Origin of the sequence: Enterobacter cloacae complex sp. P16RS2, assembly GCF_014982155.1 — a bacterium.
Classification (GTDB): Bacteria; Pseudomonadota; Gammaproteobacteria; order Enterobacterales; family Enterobacteriaceae; genus Enterobacter; species Enterobacter cloacae_M.
In genome coordinates this window covers 88,673-104,387 of the sequence record NZ_JADCKW010000019.1, presented here as the reverse complement: position 1 = coordinate 104,387, position 15,715 = coordinate 88,673, and the positions used below count along the sequence as shown (strand labels likewise).

The following is a 15,715-nucleotide window of genomic DNA, read 5'->3' as shown; positions in this document are numbered from 1 at the left end:
CGAACGATTCGGAAAAGGAACTTTGCCATGACGACGTTACGCCTGCTTATCTCTGACTCTTACGATCCCTGGTTTAATCTCGCGGTAGAAGAGGGCATCTTCCGCCAGATGCCCGCTACCCAGCGCGTACTGTTTCTCTGGCGTAACGCCGATACGGTGGTCATCGGCCGCGCGCAAAACCCGTGGAAAGAGTGCAACACCCGGCGTATGGAAGAAGACAACGTCCGCCTCGCACGTAGAAGCAGCGGCGGCGGCGCGGTGTTTCACGATCTGGGCAATACCTGCTTTACCTTTATGGCGGGCAAACCGGAATACGATAAAACCATCTCAACGTCCATCGTCCTCAACGCGCTCAATTCACTCGGCGTGACGGCAGAAGCCTCCGGGCGTAACGATCTGGTGGTGAAAACCCCCGAGGGCGACCGGAAGGTCTCCGGCTCCGCCTACCGCGAAACGATGGATCGCGGGTTCCACCACGGCACCCTGTTGCTGAACGCCGATCTGAGCCGTCTGGCTAACTACCTGAATCCGGATAAGAAAAAGCTCCAGGCCAAAGGAATTACCTCCGTGCGCGGCCGCGTGGCAAATCTGGTGGAGCTGTTGCCGGGGATCACGCACGAGCAGATTTGCGATGCCATCCGTGACGCGTTCTTTGAACATTACGGCGAGCGCGTGGAAGCAGAAGTCATCTCCCCTGAAAAAATCCCGGACCTGCCCAACTTCGCCGAAACCTTCGCCCGCCAGAGCAGCTGGGAGTGGAACTTCGGTCAGGCTCCTGCGTTTTCCCATCTGCTGGACGAGCGTTTTACCTGGGGCGGCGTGGAGCTGCATTTTGACGTGGAGAAAGGCCATATTACCCGCACGCAGGTGTTTACCGATAGCCTGAACCCGGCACCGTTAGAGGCGCTGGCGGCACGTTTGCAGGGCTGTTTGTACCGGGCTGATATGCTGCAGCAGGAATGCGACGTGTTGATCGGAGATTTCCCGGAGCAGGAAAAAGAGCTGCGGGAGCTGTCGGCGTGGATTGCACAGGCCGTGCGCTAGGTGCGGTCTGGTGNNNNCCCACAGGGAGAGGGAGGGAAGAGACAGAATTACTCTTTATCGCCCAGCAGAACGGATTCCAGCGCGATTTTGATCATGTCGTTAAAGGTAGTCTGACGCTCGGCAGCGGTGGTCTGCTCATGGGTACGGATGTGGTCAGACACGGTGCAGATGGTCAGCGCTTTCGCACCAAACTCAGCCGCGACGCCGTAGATACCTGCCGCTTCCATTTCCACGCCCAGAATGCCGTATTTCTCCATCACGTCGAACATCTCGCCTCCGTCCGGGGCATAGAACAGGTCAGCAGAGAAGATGTTACCCACGCGCGCTTCAACGCCCAGCGCTTTTGCCGCGTCAACCGCGTCACGCACCATGCCGAAGTCAGCAATCGCCGCGAAGTCATGGTCTTTGAAACGCATGCGGTTAACTTTGGAATCGGTGCAGGCACCCATGCCGATAACGATGTCGCGCAGCTTCACGTCCATGCGCACCGCGCCGCATGAGCCAACGCGGATGATTTTCTTCACGCCGAAGTCGGTGATCAGCTCTTTGGTGTAGATAGAGCAGGATGGGATACCCATACCGTGGCCCATAACGGAGATTTTGCGGCCTTTATAGGTACCGGTGAAGCCCAGCATGCCGCGAACGTTGTTCACTTCACGCACGTCTTCCAGGAAAGTTTCTGCAATGTGCTTCGCGCGCAGCGGGTCGCCCGGCATCAATACGACGTCAGCGAAATCACCCATTTCTGCGTTAATGTGAGGAGTTGCCATCTTCAGTTCCTTTTACATTGTTTATTCTTTTCACCCTCTCCCTGTGGGAGAGGGCCGGGGTGAGGGCATCAGACCTCACCCAACATGATTCAGAACATGGCCTTGCCATATTCCATGTCAGACGTACCAAAGTATTTCGCCAGGGTCTGGCCAATGTCCGCGAAGGTTTCACGGTGACCGAGCGAGCCCGGCTTCACTTTCGGGCCGTACACCAGCACCGGAATGTGCTCACGGGTGTGGTCGGTACCGGTCCAGGTTGGATCACAGCCGTGGTCCGCGGTCAGGATCAGAATGTCATCTTCACCCACCAGCTCCATCAGCTCCGGCAGACGACGGTCGAACAGCTCAAGACCTGCTGCATAGCCTGCGACGTCGCGACGGTGGCCCCAGGAGGAGTCAAAGTCCACGAAGTTGGTGAAGACGATAGTCTTGTCGCCCGCTTCTTTCATCTCTTTGATGGTGGCATCAAACAGCGCGTCCAGACCGGTGGCTTTCACTTTTTTGGTGATGCCGCAGTTGGCGTAGATATCCGCGATTTTACCCACGGAAACCACGTGGCCGTCTTTCTCTTCAACCAGCTTCTGCAGTACGGTCGGTGCCGGTGGCTCAACGGCCAGGTCGTGACGGTTACCGGTACGCTGGAAGTTACCCGCTTTGTCACCCACAAACGGACGCGCGATCACGCGGCCAATGTTGTAGCCGCCTTCGGTCAGCTCTTCACGGGCGATTTCGCACAGCTCGTAGAGTTTATCCAGGCCGTAGGTCTCTTCGTGGCAGGCAATCTGGAACACGGAGTCAGCAGAGGTGTAGAAAATCGGCTTGCCGGTTTTCATGTGCTCTTCGCCGAGCTGATCCAGAATTACGGTACCGGAAGAGTGGCAGTTACCGAGGTAGCCCGGCAGGTTGGCGCGCTTCACCAGCTTATCGAGCAGCTCCTGCGGGAAGCTGTTCTCGTGATCGGAGAAGTAACCCCAGTCGAACAGCACCGGCACACCGGCGATTTCCCAGTGGCCAGACGGGGTGTCTTTACCGGAGGAGAGCTCGTGAGCCCAGGCGTAGGCGCCCACGACTTCCGCGTTGCCGTCCATACCGGCTGCGATTTTACCGGTAGAACCTTCATGCGCTTTCACCAGACCGAGGCGGGTCAGGTTAGGTAGAGTCAGAGGGCCTTTACGACCGTTATCCGCTTCGCCTTTCGCACAGGCTTCCGCGATGTGACCCATGGTATCGGAACCCACGTCACCAAAACGTTCTGCATCTTCGGTTGCGCCGATGCCGAATGAGTCCAGCACCATAATAAATGCACGTTTCATAATTGTTCTCCGTACGTAGTGCTTCAAAAATTATCGATCAGATCAGTATACCGCTATTCGGTGATACGGCGATAGACAGTCGGTGTGGTTTCCGGCGCTTTATCGTCAAGCGTAATTGCCGCTTTCACCGCTTTAGCCGCTTCCTGCCAGCTGGCTTCGTCTTTGGCGTGGATCACCGCCAGCGGACGTTGACCGTCAACGCTGTCGCCCAGACGGGCCATATCGGTAAAGCCGACGCTGTAATCAATGGTGTCTGACGCCTGACGACGGCCGCCGCCCATCGAGACCACCGCCATACCCAGCGCACGGGTGTCCATTGCAGAGACAAACCCTTCGCTATCGGCATACACCGCTTTGCTGAGAGTCGCGGTTGGCAGGTATTTCGCGTAGTTTTCGACGAAATCGGTCGGGCCTTTCTGGGCTGCAACCATGCGGCCGAAGATCTCCGCCGCTTTGCCGTTATCCAGCACCGCCTGCAGCTTCGCGCGGGCTTCTGCGTCGTCTTTGGCAAGCTTGCCGGAGATTAACATCTCAACGCACAGCGCCATGGTCACTTCGAACAGGCGCGGGTTGCGATATTCACCGGTCAGGAACTGCACCGCTTCACGCACTTCGACGGCGTTACCGGCGCTGGACGCCAGCACCTGGTTCATGTCGGTGAGCAGCGCAGTGGTGCGCACGCCCGCGCCGTTGGAGACGCCAACGATCGCTTCTGCGAGCGCAGCAGAAAGTTCATAGGTCGGCATAAAGGCGCCGCTGCCGACCTTCACGTCCATCACCAGCGCGTCAAGCCCTTCTGCCAGTTTCTTCGCAAGGATAGAGGCGGTGATCAGCGGGATAGAGTCAACGGTCGCGGTAATGTCGCGGGTCGCGTAGAAACGCTTGTCTGCCGGAGCAAGAGAGCTGGTCTGACCGATAATCGCCACACCAACGTCTTTAATAATGTCGCGGAAGCGGTTGTCATCCGGGAAGATATCGAAGCCCGGAATGGCTTCCAGTTTGTCGAGCGTACCGCCGGTGTGGCCCAGGCCGCGCCCGGAGATCATCGGGATGTAACCGCCGCAGGCTGCCACCATTGGGCCGAGCATCAGAGACGTCACGTCGCCCACGCCGCCGGTGGAGTGCTTATCCACAATCGGGCCGTTAAGGTTGAGGCTTTTCCAGTCCAGAACGGTTCCTGAATCTCGCATCGCCATGGTCAGCGACACGCGCTCAGGCATCGACATATCGTGGAAGAAAATGGTCATCGCCAGAGCCGCAATCTGCCCTTCTGAGACGGTGTTATCACGAATGCCGTTGATGAAGAAGCGGATCTCTTCATCGCTTAATGCATGACCATCACGTTTTTTACGAATAATTTCTTGTGCGAGAAACACGGTAACCTCCATGCGGAATCGGGGGAGTTGTGGCGGGTGGCGCTACGCTTACCCGCCCTACGATTCTTTAGGCCGGATAAGCTAAGCGTCATCCGGCATTGTCTGGCAATCAGTAGCTGCTTGCGCTCTTACCGTCGCCGTGACCCAGCGCTTTCAGCAGGCTAGCCAGCAGGCTGGACGCACCGAAGCGGTAGTGACGGGAATCGGCCCAGTCGGCGCCAAACAGCTCGTCGGCAATCGCCAGGAACTGCTGCGCGTCTTCAGCGGTACGCACGCCGCCCGCAGGTTTGAAACCAACGGTTTTGGATACGCCCATGTCGCGGATCACTTCCATCATGATGCGCGCGCTTTCCGGGGTCGCATTCACCGGCACTTTACCGGTAGAGGTTTTAATGAAATCCGCACCGGCTTTGATGGAGATTTCAGACGCTTTACGAATCAGCGCTTCTTCTTTCAGCTCGCCGGTTTCGATGATCACTTTCAGCAGCACGTTTGCCGCCGCGCACGCGTCTTTACAGGCTTTCACCAGGTCAAAACCGACCTGCTCGTTGCCGGCGATCAGCGCGCGGTACGGGAACACCACGTCAACTTCGTCTGCGCCGTAGGCAATCGCCGCGCGGGTTTCTGCCAGCGCGATCTCGATATCGTCGTTGCCATGCGGGAAGTTAGTTACGGTTGCAATACGCACGTCCGGCGTACCCTGCTCTTTCAGAGTCTTACGGGCAATAGGGATAAAGCGCGGGTAGATACAGATGGCTGCGGTGTTACCCACCGGCGTTTTCGCCTGATGGCACAGGGCGATGACTTTTTCATTGGTGTCGTCATCGTTCAGGGTGGTCAGGTCCATCAGTTTCAACGCGCGCAGGCTGCTTGCAGTTAAATCGGTCATAACATTCTCCAACGGCAGTGCCGTATAAATTTTACCTTGCGGGTCTGTGAGTATTCTAACATTCACCCGCATCCACACTTCGACATTCATCACAGTTAATGAAAACTGCATACAAATTTGCATTACTGTAATGAGATATTCTTCAAACTTTAGCGCGTAAATTGCCGACTAAAGCAGCGATACCCCCTGTCGGATCAAAAGCCCCGACAGGCTGGCTTTCTACAATCTGTTCATCATCCGCAGAACACTCAAGGAAGCGAATATGCCCCACTCCAGCCCCGACGCCCTGCAACAACGTTGCCAGCACATTGTGACAAGCCCGGTGTTAACCCCGGAACAAAAACGTCATTTTCTGGCGCTGGAAGCGGAAAACAACCTGCCTTACCCGGCACTTCCTGAGGCCGCACGAGCCGCGCTGGACGAGGGGTTTATCTGCGACATGTTCGAAGGTCATGCGCCTTACAAACCCCGTTACGTTCTGCCGGATTACGCAAAATTTCTGGCTAACGGTTCAGAGTGGCTGGAGCTGGAAGAGGCGAAAGATCTTGACGATGCCCTCTCGCTGTTAACCATCCTCTACCATCATGTTCCGTCCGTCACATCGATGCCGGTGTATCTCGGTCAGCTTGATGCGATATTAACCCCATATGTTAGAATTCTAACACAAGAAGAGATCGATAGCCGAATAAAACGTTTCTGGCGCTATCTCGACCGTACGCTGCCGGATGCGTTTATGCACGCAAACATCGGGCCTGAAGATACGCCCGTCACGCGTGCCATTCTGCGTGCCGACGCAGAGCTGAAGCAGGTCGCACCGAACCTGACCTTTATCTACGATCCCGATATCACCCCGGACGACCTGCTGCTTGAGGTGGCAAAAAACATATGTGAATGCAGCAAACCGCATATTTCTAATGGCCCGATGAATGATAAAATTTTCACAAAAGGCCGTTACGGCGTAGTGAGCTGTTACAACTCCCTGCCGCTTGCTGGCGGTGGCAGCACTCTGGTGCGCCTCAACCTCAAAGCCATTGCTGAACGCAGCGCATCCATTGAAGACTTCTTCACCCGCGCGCTCCCGCACTACTGCCAGCAGCAAATTGCCATCATCGATGCGCGCTGCGGTTTCCTGTACGAGCAATCTGGCTTCTTTGAGAATAGCTTCCTGGTCAAAGAGGGGCTGATTGATGCGGATCGGTTTGTGCCCATGTTTGGCATGTACGGCCTGGCGGAAGCGGTGAATACGCTCTGTGAAAAGGAGGGCATTGAAGGCCGTTACGGAAAAGACGAGCAGGCCAACGCGCTGGGCTATCGCATCAGCGAACAGCTTGCGGCATTTGTTGAAAACACGCCGGTGAAGCACGGCTGGAAGCATCGCGCGATGCTGCACGCGCAGTCGGGGATCAGCTCCGATTCGGGCACCACGCCGGGCGCGCGCCTACCCTACGGCGATGAGCCGGATCTTATCAGCCATCTGCTGGCCGTTGCGCCACATCACAAACACTATCACTCTGGAATCAGCGATATTCTCACCCTGGAGGAGACGGTCAAACGCAATCCGCAGGCGGTGGTTCAGCTTTGCCTGGGGGCGTTCAGAGCGGGAATGCGTGAATTTACCGCCAACGTCGCGGGTAACGATCTGGTACGCGTGACCGGCTATATGGTTCGTTTGTCGGATCTGGAGAAATATCGGGAAGCCGGATCGCGCACCAATACTACCTGGCTAGGGGAAGAAGCCGCACGCAATACCCGAATTCTGGAACGTCAGCCGCGCGTGGTTAGCCATGAACAGCAGATGCGCTTTAGTTAGTCAGGTCATTCCTTTTTCCTGCGTGGACGGGCCGGGCAGCCGCCTGGCGCTGTTCCTGCAGGGCTGCAACCTGCGCTGTAAAACCTGCCACAACCCGTGGACGATCGGCCGCTGCAACGACTGCGGGGACTGTGTGACCCACTGCCCGCACGACGCGCTGACCATTCAGGCCGGACGCGTCTGGTGGCAGGAGAGTGACTGCCACCAGTGCGACACCTGCCTGCACCTGTGCCAGCAGCAGGCAACGCCTATGGCGCACCGCTTCAGCGTGGAAGAGATCCTCACCCAGGTCCGCAAATCCGCCCCCTTTATCGAAGGGATCACCGTGAGCGGTGGTGAAGCCACAACGCAATTGCCGTTTTTGATCGCCCTGTTCACCGCGATCAAAGCCGATCCCGCCCTGCGTCACCTCACCTGCCTGGTAGACAGCAACGGTCTGTTAAGCGAAACCGGCTGGCAAAAGCTGCTGCCGGTACTGGATGGCGCGATGCTGGATCTGAAGGCGTGGGGGAACGAGCATCACCGTTTCCTGACCGGGCGCGAAAACCCGCAGATTAAGCAGAGCATCCGCTGGCTGGCAGATCGTCACCGTTTGACGGAACTCCGCCTGCTGGTTATTCCGGAGCAGTGTGATTATCTGGAACATCTCAAACCGCTAACGACCTTTATCCACGGGCTTGGAAATGTGCCGGTGCGCATCAACGCGTTTCATGCGCATGGCGTTTACGGTGAGGCGGCCTCATGGCGCAGCGCCACGCCCGAGGACGTTGAACCGCTGGCACTGGCGCTGGAAAAACAGAAGATAACGGTGATCCGTCCGGCGCTTTACCTATAGCGTGATGCCAAATACCGAACGGGTATTTTCCAGCAGCGCATCGGCAATCACCTCTTCAGGCTCTTTTCTCAGTTCACACAGGGTGGTAAACACGCGCGCCGCCTGTTCCGGGCGATTCGGCTGGCCCTGAAAACCATTCAGCGGCATATCCGGCGCGTCGGTTTCCAGCAGAAGCGCCGACAGCGGCAGCTGTGCCATCACGTCCCGGGTTTTACTGGCGCGCGGATAGGTGATGGTGCCACCGACGCCGATTTTATAGCCCAGTTCAATAAAACGCTGCGCCTGCTGCAGGCTGCCGGAGAAACCGTGCACGACGCCCCTGCGCGGCAGATCGATGCGTTTCAGGTGCATCGCCAGCTTATCGTGCGTGCGTCTTGAGTGGAGGATCACCGGCAGATCGTGGCGCTTCGCCAGCCTGAGCTGCGCGTCGAGGATCGTCTGCTGGCGCTCAAACTGCGGATCCTCGCGATAAAGATCGAGGCCGATCTCACCGATGGCGACAAGTTTGTCTCCTGCGGTTTGCACGACCTCATCAAGACTCTCAATGTGCTCATCAAGATGCCGCTCAATCACAATCGGATGCAGGCCGAGCGCGGCATAGAGCGCGGAGTGCCGCGCGGAAAGATCCAGCACCCGGGAAAAATAGGCCGCTTCCACTGCCGGCACAATAATAGCCTGAACGCCTGCCTCAGCCGCTTTCGCAATGCTTTGCTCTTCATCCCCCGTAAATGGCGGAAAATCAAAGTGGCAGTGGGTATCGACAAAGCGGAGCGTCACGCCAGATCCTCGTTATCCAGTAAAGCGTCATTCGCCTGCGGAATATCCACCAGCGGCGTCGTCAGGGCGTCGTTAGCGACAATCGCAGGCGGCAAAATAATGCGTTTATGGCGATGAAGCGGCGGTTGCTCCGCCAGCATTTTCCCCACCGTCGCCAGGAAGTAACGCCCGCACAGCCGCCCCGTTTTGTAATCCATGCGCAGCGCAGGGACGCGGCTGCCCAGGGCCATACTCAGCAGCGGCTTAGGCGGATAGATTTCAAAAATACGCAGCTTACCCGGCGGTTTTTCAATGAAGCGCTGCATCGCGCCGTAGGTGGTTTCATGCTGCTTCGCGATGTTCACCAGCGGCTGCAGGCTGCTGTCGCCCAACCAGCGCTCCATCCGTTTAAACCACTGCGGCGTGTAATACATTTGCGACGGTACGGTACGGATCACCACAATGGTTTTCGCCCCGCGCCGGGCGGCTTCCTGCACCGGCACAGCGTCACTGATCCCACCGTCCAGATAGCTAATGCCGTCCAGCAGGGCTCCCGTACGATAAAAGCCGGGGATCGCGCTGGAGGCGCGGATGATGTCCAGCCAGTTCTCCTTCTGAGGAGAAAAATAGCCCGGCGAATAGTCATCGCCCCGGCTGGCGCACATCCAGAACTCTTTGCCGCTATCAAACAGACGGGCAGCGGTATCCATGGCCAGCGGCATCTGGCTGGAGGTCGACTCCAGCAGCCAGTCGAGATCGATCAGGTTGCCGCCGCGCACAAAGCGCACCGGATTAAAAAATTCTTTTGCCGTGGTGTAGCGCATGATGACCTTTCGCGCATAGCCAGGCTGGTTACAGACATAGGCAGAGAGGTTCTGCGCCCCGGCAGAGGTGCCGAAGTAAAGGTCAAACGGGTTGAACTGCGCGCGCATAAATTCATCCAGCACGCCGGCGGTGAAAATGCCGCGCTGTCCTCCACCTTCGCAGACCAGCGCGAGTTGTCCTGCGCGAAACGGCTTTAACGTCAGCGGCGCAATATTGCCGAGCGTAACGGGAATTCGTTGCCCCACCTCTGCTTTCCTGTTTTGATTATTTTATAACACCACAGTAACGCACCCGACCTGTTACGCAAATAAGAAAAAGCCAGTCGCAGTGACTGGCTTTATTTTGTTGAAGGAATATTGCGTTTGCTACGGACGTCTACGACCCGTAAACAGGCTGACCAGGAACAGAATAATACCTACAACGAACACAATCTTAGCTGCCCATGCCGCTGTACCTGCCAGTCCACCAAAGCCCAATGCGGCGGCAATTAACGCGATAACCAGAAATATAATGCCCCAACGAAACATAAGCTTCTCCTTTACCATAGTTAATGTCGGCCGCTAAACGTGAGCGCTCAGGTCACTCACCGGCGTTTTTCCAGAGTCGTTCTTATTTCGCCCGCAGGTTTTAACCAGACGGGCGAATGGTCCAGATTTACTTCGTTTTCAGATCGTTTTTAACGCTTTTCACACCGTCAATCGCTTTCGCGATGGACTCGGCGCGTTCACTTTGCGCCTGCGAATCTACCGTACCGGAAAGCTGAACCACACCATCGGTGGTTTCCACTTTCACCTTACGGGACGGCACGATGTCATCTGCTAAAAGTTTAGCTTTGATTTCGCTGGTAGTAGCGGCATCACCGGCATAACCTTTCACCGACGCGTTTTTACCGTCACGTACGTGCAGCTTATCGCTGACGGACGCAACGCCTTCAACGCCCTTGGCGACTTTCACCGCCTGTTCGGCCTGAGCCTGGCTTTCCACGAAGCCGCTCAGCGTGACCACTTTCTTGTCGGTCTTAACGGAAATATCGGTACTTTTGATGGATTCATCATCCACCAGTGCGGCTTTCACTTTTGCTGTGATTGAGCTGTCGTCCATGAAGTTGCCGACTTTATTCATAGAGCTATCGATTTTTTGCCCTGCGCTATCGGCCGTGGACTGGGCTTTATCCATTGTGCTGCTTTCCGCCAGAGCGGAACCGCTCACCAGAACGCTACCCAGGGTTACAGCCAGCAGAGTTTTCGAAATCTTCAGTCTTGTCATATTCATCGATCTATTCCTGTGTTTACCCGTTATTCGGGCTACATACTTCCTTAGTAGTTTTATATATTGCGAATAAACACACGGGCAAAATGGATAACCTAAAGTCATGCATTGAACAGTTAATTTATCCACGCCCGGTGTTAAACACTGAGTTAAATATAGATCACTCTCACAGAGCCGCTTTCAGAATTGGGTAAAAAACGCGCGAATAGCGTGAAATTGCGTTGAATTAAGAACATTCCGCAAGGGATTAATAAGACAGGAATTAAAGAAGAGCACGGCGGGAGCCGTGCTCTGAGAGGGGATTAGTGCTCGCGGGTTTTACGGAACTGAACGTCAGGGTAACGTTCCTGCGTCAGGTTCAGGTTCACCATAGTTGGCGCGATATAGGTCAGGTTATCGCCGCCATCCAGCGCCAGCTGAATTTCGTTCTTACGCTTAAATTCTTCGAATTTCTTCACGTCAGAACACTCAACCCAGCGCGCGGTCGCGACGTTCACAGACTCGTAAATCGCTTCCACGTTGTACTCGCTCTTCAGACGCGCGACAACCACGTCGAACTGCAGCACGCCGACCGCACCAACGATCAGGTCGTTGTTCGCGATGGGGCGGAACACCTGCACGGCGCCCTCTTCGGAGAGCTGAACCAGGCCTTTCAGCAGCTGTTTCTGCTTCAGCGGATCACGCAGACGGATACGACGGAACAGCTCCGGTGCGAAGTTCGGAATACCCGTGAACTTCATCATCTCGCCCTGGGTGAACGTATCGCCGATCTGAATAGTGCCGTGGTTGTGCAGACCGATGATGTCGCCCGGATACGCCTCTTCAACGTGCGAACGGTCACCCGCCATAAAGGTCAACGCGTCGGAAATCACCACGTCTTTACCGGTACGCACCTGGCGCAGCTTCATGCCCTTTTCATATTTACCGGACACCACGCGCATAAAGGCCACGCGGTCGCGGTGTTTCGGGTCCATGTTGGCCTGAATTTTGAACACGAAGCCGGTGAATTTCTCTTCCTGCGCTTCCACTTCACGGGTGTCGGTGTTACGCGGCATCGGGCGCGGTGCCCACTCCACCAGACCGTCCAGCATGTGGTCAACGCCGAAGTTGCCCAGCGCGGTACCGAAGAAGACCGGAGTAATTTCACCGCTCAGAAACAGCTCTTTGTCGAACTCGTGAGAAGCGCCCTTCACCAGCTCCAGCTCGTCGCGCAGCTGCGCGGCCAGCTCTTCCCCGACCGCCGCGTCCAGATCCGGGTTGTCCAGACCTTTAACAATGCGCACTTCCTGAATGGTGTGGCCTTTACCGGTCTGATACAGGTAGGTTTCGTCTTTATAGAGGTGATACACCCCTTTGAACAGCTTGCCGCAGCCAATGGGCCAGGTGATGGGCGCACAGGCGATCTTTAGCTCGTTTTCCACTTCATCCATCAGCTCCATCGGATCGCGGATGTCACGGTCGAGTTTGTTCATGAAGGTGAGGATCGGCGTATCGCGCAGACGGGTGACTTCCATCAGCTTACGGGTACGGTCTTCTACACCTTTCGCGGCGTCGATCACCATCAGACAGCAGTCCACCGCCGTCAGGGTACGGTAGGTATCTTCGGAGAAGTCTTCGTGACCCGGGGTGTCCAGCAGGTTCACCAGGCAGTCGTGATACGGGAACTGCATCACGGAGGTGGTAATCGAAATACCACGCTGCTTTTCCATCTCCATCCAGTCGGATTTTGCATGCTGGCTGGAGCCACGGCCCTTCACGGTACCGGCAGTCTGGATCGCCTGTCCGAACAGCAACACCTTCTCAGTGATGGTCGTTTTACCGGCATCCGGGTGCGAGATAATGGCAAAAGTGCGGCGCTTGGCCACCTCTTGCAGATAAGGAGACAACGTCATAATTAAATCTTCTTTTATAAGCGCGGCAGCACGCCACGCATCATGGAATACAAAATTGCGGCTATTTTACCCATCAATGGGGGGCAGGCAATCATTGTTTACACAGGAGTTGCTCCAGTTCGTTCAACGACGTCACGGTCCAGGTCGGTTCGATGCCTTCAGGCTTCACGCGGCCATGCGCGTTGAGCCAGACGGTCGACAGACCTGACTTCATGCCGCCCAGGATATCTGACTCTGCCGTATCACCCACCATCAGGACGCGATCGCGGTCAGGGTTACCGGCCTGCGCCAGCGCGTAGTCGAAAATACGCGGATCCGGTTTAGGTACGCCCACCTCTTCCGAGATCACCAGCGCGTCGAAATGATCGCGCAGGCCGGTGCGCTCGAGGCGGATCTGCTGCAGGGCGGTAAAACCGTTGGTGATGATCCCCAGTTTCACCTTGCCTTTCAACGCATTCAGTAGGGAAACCGCACCCGGCAGTGGCGCACAGATATCGGCCATCGCGTTCAGAAACGCATCGTTCAGCGTCCCCGGACTGACCTTTAAGCGTTCCGCCCAGACGTCAAAGCGCTGGTGCTGAAGTTGTAACGCGGTGATGGCACCGTTCTGGTAATCCACCCACAGCGGCTTGTTTACCGCCTGATAGTCCTGAAAATCTTCAGCGGTGAAGGTCACGCTATAGTCGAGAAACATCCGCTGCAGGCCGCCGAACGAATCGAACGTAAACAGCGTTTCGTCGGCATCAAAGAAAATCCAGTCCCATTTCATCGTTACAACCTTATATTCGTTATCCAATTGGCAGAGCCATTATGATGGCGTCTTCACGTCCCTCTGCGGTGGGGTAGTAGTTACGGCGGATTGTCGCCTCGTTAAAGCCTAAGCTTTCATAGAGCGCGATGGCGGCGACATTCGACGCGCGCACCTCCAGCCACAGGGTGAAAACGTCACGGGTTTCGAGCTCGCGAATGAGGTGCTCGAGCAGTTCTCTTCCCAGCCCACGGCGCTGAAACGCGGGATCAACCGCAATATTAAACAGCGTCGCTTCATCAAGAACAACCTGCGTGATCGCGAAGGCGGCCATGGTGCCGTCAACGTCCAGACGGAAGTTCAGATACCGTTCGCCCTGATTGCTGGCGAAGGTTTTTTCGCTCCACGGAAACGCGTGGGCGCGTGTTTCAATCGCAAACGCTGTGGTCAGGTCAGGCGTCGTGAGGGAAGAAATCGTGTTCATATTCGCAGATTTGTTGCCATAGCGCGCTGCGCGCTTTTGGGTTGGCTTTCAGTTCGTCCAGCGCTGGCGTGCAGATCTGGCTCCCCTGGAGGGGGATCTCGTTTGTTTCTCCGATACGCCAGCTGTTACAGCGGCTATCAGGAGGAAGCATCGCAACACGATCTGGCGTCAGCTGTAAAACCTGGTCGGCCGTCATCTTCAGGCTGCGAAGGACATCATCGATCAGGGGTTCATTCAGGGCAGGCAGTTCTTCCGCCACCATCACCAGGCGTACGTGCGCAGGGATGGAAATGGCGATTTCGCCCTGCAACGCCGTCGGGCGACGCAAAGCCCACTGGGTAATGCCCAGCTGCTGCAACTGCCAGTCTCGTCGGGATGTCATAGGGAAAACTCCTGTCTCTCAGGCGCGCAAATATAGCAAATGTGTCGAAAGTGCGCCATCTACCTACTATAATCCCCGCCTGAGTTTATTGAGGAACAATTCATGTCTGCATTTACCCCGGCAAGTGAAGTCTTGCTGCGTCACAGTGATGATTTCGAAGAAAGCCGTATTCTGTTTGCCGGAGATATGCAGGATGACCTGCCCGCGCGTTTCGACTGTGCTGAAAGCCGTGCCCACACCCAATACTACCACCACTGGCAGGTGCTGAGCCGCCAGATGGGCGAGCGCGCGCGCTTTAGCCTGGTGGCAGAGCAGAGCGATATCGCCGACTGCGATACGCTGATCTACTACTGGCCGAAGAATAAACCGGAAGCCCAGTTCCAGCTGATGAACCTGCTCTCCCTGCTGCCGGTCGGCTGCGATATTTTCGTGGTGGGTGAGAACCGCAGCGGCGTGCGTAGCGCTGAACAGATGCTGGAAGGCTACGCGCCGCTGAATAAAGTCGACAGCGCACGCCGCTGTGGTCTGTATCATGGCCGTCTGGCAAAGCAGACAACGTTCGATCCACAGGCATACTGGGACGAGTACCAGCTTGACGGCCTGACCATCAAAACCCTGCCGGGCGTGTTCAGCCGTGACGCGCTGGATACGGGCAGCAAGCTGCTGCTCTCCACCCTGACGCCGCACACCAAAGGCAAAGTGCTGGACGTGGGCTGCGGCGCGGGCGTGCTCTCTACCGTGCTCGCCAGCCATTCACCAAAAGTGCGCTTAACCCTGTGTGACGTGAGCGCCCCGGCGGTAGAAGCCAGCCGCGCAACGCTTGCCGCAAACGGCATTGAAGGCGAGGTGATTGCCAGCAACGTCTTCTCCGACGTCACCGGTCGCTTCGACATGATTATCTCCAACCCGCCGTTCCACGACGGCATGGAGACCAGCCTGGAAGCCGCGCAAACGCTGATCCGTGGCGCAGTCCGTCACCTTAACAGCGGCGGCGAGCTGCGTATTGTCGCGAACGCCTTCCTGGCGTACCCGAAAGTGCTGGACGAAACCTTCGGCTTCCACGAAGTGATCGCGCAGACCGGCCGCTTTAAGGTCTACCGTACCGTCATGACGCGCCAGGCCAAAAAGTAATCTCCACTCCAGCAGGCCGGATAAGCGCAAGCGCCATCCGGCTCCGCATGGCGCCTGCATCGGCCATTTTTGCAGCAATCAAGGCGTAGCGCGCACTTTTCTGTTGACGTAAAGCTGAAAACATCTAGAATGCGCCTCCGTGGTTACGATACTTTTACAGTATCGATGGTATGCGAAGGTGGCGGAATTGG

16 protein-coding genes are annotated in these 15,715 nt (G+C 56.5%); 4 read left to right on the top strand and 12 right to left on the bottom strand.

Annotated features, from left to right (window positions below):
• Nucleotides 1-27 precede the first annotated feature (27 nt).
• Nucleotides 28-1,044, top strand: a complete 1,017-nt coding sequence (lplA, locus tag INF68_RS13650; protein ID WP_126786307.1) for a lipoate--protein ligase LplA — start codon at nucleotides 28-30, stop codon at nucleotides 1,042-1,044.
• Nucleotides 1,045-1,091: 47 nt separating this feature from the next.
• Here lplA and deoD read toward each other — a convergent pair whose 3' ends face one another.
• From deoD to deoC, 4 genes are all read right to left on the bottom strand, one after another.
• On the bottom strand, nucleotides 1,092-1,814 hold the full coding sequence (gene deoD, locus INF68_RS13645) for a purine-nucleoside phosphorylase (protein WP_010427122.1): 723 nt from the start codon (nucleotides 1,812-1,814) through the stop codon (nucleotides 1,092-1,094).
• Nucleotides 1,815-1,903: 89 nt separating this feature from the next.
• Nucleotides 1,904-3,127 (bottom strand): phosphopentomutase, encoded by a 1,224-nt coding sequence (gene deoB / locus INF68_RS13640; RefSeq protein WP_047060214.1) that lies wholly within the window; start codon nucleotides 3,125-3,127, stop codon nucleotides 1,904-1,906.
• A gap of 53 nt (nucleotides 3,128-3,180) precedes the next feature.
• Nucleotides 3,181-4,503 (bottom strand): thymidine phosphorylase, encoded by a 1,323-nt coding sequence (deoA, locus tag INF68_RS13635; RefSeq protein WP_126786306.1) that lies wholly within the window; start codon nucleotides 4,501-4,503, stop codon nucleotides 3,181-3,183.
• A 109-nt stretch (nucleotides 4,504-4,612) separates the two neighbouring features.
• The gene (deoC, locus tag INF68_RS13630; protein WP_023310320.1) at nucleotides 4,613-5,392 is read right to left on the bottom strand and encodes a deoxyribose-phosphate aldolase; all 780 of its coding nucleotides are present in this window, start codon (nucleotides 5,390-5,392) and stop codon (nucleotides 4,613-4,615) included.
• A 262-nt stretch (nucleotides 5,393-5,654) separates the two neighbouring features.
• Here deoC and INF68_RS13625 point away from each other — a divergent pair, with 262 nt between their 5' ends.
• Entirely contained in the window at nucleotides 5,655-7,202 is a 1,548-nt protein-coding gene (locus tag INF68_RS13625; RefSeq protein ID WP_126786305.1) for a YjjI family glycine radical enzyme, read from the top strand.
• Complete coding sequence (locus INF68_RS13620; protein ID WP_109845611.1) at nucleotides 7,177-8,037, top strand: YjjW family glycine radical enzyme activase; 861 nt, start codon at nucleotides 7,177-7,179, stop codon at nucleotides 8,035-8,037. Before INF68_RS13625 ends, INF68_RS13620 begins: the two co-directional genes overlap by 26 nt.
• Here the strand turns inward: INF68_RS13620 and INF68_RS13615 are convergent.
• The 8 genes from INF68_RS13615 to INF68_RS13580 form a co-directional block, all read right to left on the bottom strand.
• The gene (locus INF68_RS13615) at nucleotides 8,032-8,814 is read right to left on the bottom strand and encodes a TatD family hydrolase (protein ID WP_109845612.1); all 783 of its coding nucleotides are present in this window, start codon (nucleotides 8,812-8,814) and stop codon (nucleotides 8,032-8,034) included. The genes INF68_RS13620 and INF68_RS13615 overlap by 6 nt on opposite strands.
• Nucleotides 8,811-9,863: a patatin family protein gene (locus INF68_RS13610; RefSeq protein ID WP_023310316.1), complete on the bottom strand. Its 1,053-nt coding sequence runs from the start codon at nucleotides 9,861-9,863 to the stop codon at nucleotides 8,811-8,813. Before INF68_RS13610 ends, INF68_RS13615 begins: the two co-directional genes overlap by 4 nt.
• Before the next feature lie 120 nt (nucleotides 9,864-9,983).
• Nucleotides 9,984-10,145, bottom strand: a complete 162-nt coding sequence (locus tag INF68_RS13605; protein WP_003856556.1) for a DUF1328 domain-containing protein — start codon at nucleotides 10,143-10,145, stop codon at nucleotides 9,984-9,986.
• 127 nt (nucleotides 10,146-10,272) lie between these two features.
• A complete protein-coding gene (osmY, locus tag INF68_RS13600) occupies nucleotides 10,273-10,890 on the bottom strand; it encodes a molecular chaperone OsmY (protein WP_045355076.1) in 618 nt (205 codons plus the stop codon).
• A 299-nt stretch (nucleotides 10,891-11,189) separates the two neighbouring features.
• Nucleotides 11,190-12,779: a peptide chain release factor 3 gene (gene prfC / locus INF68_RS13595; protein ID WP_109845613.1), complete on the bottom strand. Its 1,590-nt coding sequence runs from the start codon at nucleotides 12,777-12,779 to the stop codon at nucleotides 11,190-11,192.
• A gap of 91 nt (nucleotides 12,780-12,870) precedes the next feature.
• Nucleotides 12,871-13,548 (bottom strand): pyrimidine 5'-nucleotidase, encoded by a 678-nt coding sequence (gene yjjG / locus INF68_RS13590; RefSeq protein ID WP_023310313.1) that lies wholly within the window; start codon nucleotides 13,546-13,548, stop codon nucleotides 12,871-12,873.
• Between the two features lie 19 nt (nucleotides 13,549-13,567).
• On the bottom strand, nucleotides 13,568-14,011 hold the full coding sequence (gene rimI, locus INF68_RS13585) for a ribosomal protein S18-alanine N-acetyltransferase (RefSeq protein ID WP_047742882.1): 444 nt from the start codon (nucleotides 14,009-14,011) through the stop codon (nucleotides 13,568-13,570).
• A complete protein-coding gene (locus INF68_RS13580) occupies nucleotides 13,980-14,393 on the bottom strand; it encodes a DNA polymerase III subunit psi (RefSeq protein ID WP_126786304.1) in 414 nt (137 codons plus the stop codon). Before INF68_RS13580 ends, rimI begins: the two co-directional genes overlap by 32 nt.
• A gap of 102 nt (nucleotides 14,394-14,495) precedes the next feature.
• Here INF68_RS13580 and rsmC point away from each other — a divergent pair, with 102 nt between their 5' ends.
• Nucleotides 14,496-15,524, top strand: coding sequence for a 16S rRNA (guanine(1207)-N(2))-methyltransferase RsmC (rsmC, locus tag INF68_RS13575; RefSeq protein ID WP_126786303.1), 1,029 nt, complete (start codon nucleotides 14,496-14,498; stop codon nucleotides 15,522-15,524).
• The last annotated feature ends 191 nt before the right edge of the window (nucleotides 15,525-15,715 follow it).

Bases quoted from the DNA above. Each gene is read 5' to 3' on its own strand.
- lplA (WP_126786307.1), top strand. From the start codon at position 28: ATGACGACGTTACGCCTGCTTATCTCTGACTCTTACGATCCCTGGTTT.
- deoD (WP_010427122.1), bottom strand. From the start codon at position 1,814: ATGGCAACTCCTCACATTAACGCAGAAATGGGTGATTTCGCTGACGTC.
- deoB (WP_047060214.1), bottom strand. From the start codon at position 3,127: ATGAAACGTGCATTTATTATGGTGCTGGACTCATTCGGCATCGGCGCA.
- deoC (WP_023310320.1), bottom strand. From the start codon at position 5,392: ATGACCGATTTAACTGCAAGCAGCCTGCGCGCGTTGAAACTGATGGAC.
- INF68_RS13625 (WP_126786305.1), top strand. From the start codon at position 5,655: ATGCCCCACTCCAGCCCCGACGCCCTGCAACAACGTTGCCAGCACATT.
- INF68_RS13620 (WP_109845611.1), top strand. From the start codon at position 7,177: ATGAACAGCAGATGCGCTTTAGTTAGTCAGGTCATTCCTTTTTCCTGC.
- INF68_RS13605 (WP_003856556.1), bottom strand. From the start codon at position 10,145: ATGTTTCGTTGGGGCATTATATTTCTGGTTATCGCGTTAATTGCCGCC.
- osmY (WP_045355076.1), bottom strand. From the start codon at position 10,890: ATGAATATGACAAGACTGAAGATTTCGAAAACTCTGCTGGCTGTAACC.
- prfC (WP_109845613.1), bottom strand. From the start codon at position 12,779: ATGACGTTGTCTCCTTATCTGCAAGAGGTGGCCAAGCGCCGCACTTTT.
- yjjG (WP_023310313.1), bottom strand. From the start codon at position 13,548: ATGAAATGGGACTGGATTTTCTTTGATGCCGACGAAACGCTGTTTACG.
- rimI (WP_047742882.1), bottom strand. From the start codon at position 14,011: ATGAACACGATTTCTTCCCTCACGACGCCTGACCTGACCACAGCGTTT.
- INF68_RS13580 (WP_126786304.1), bottom strand. From the start codon at position 14,393: ATGACATCCCGACGAGACTGGCAGTTGCAGCAGCTGGGCATTACCCAG.
- rsmC (WP_126786303.1), top strand. From the start codon at position 14,496: ATGTCTGCATTTACCCCGGCAAGTGAAGTCTTGCTGCGTCACAGTGAT.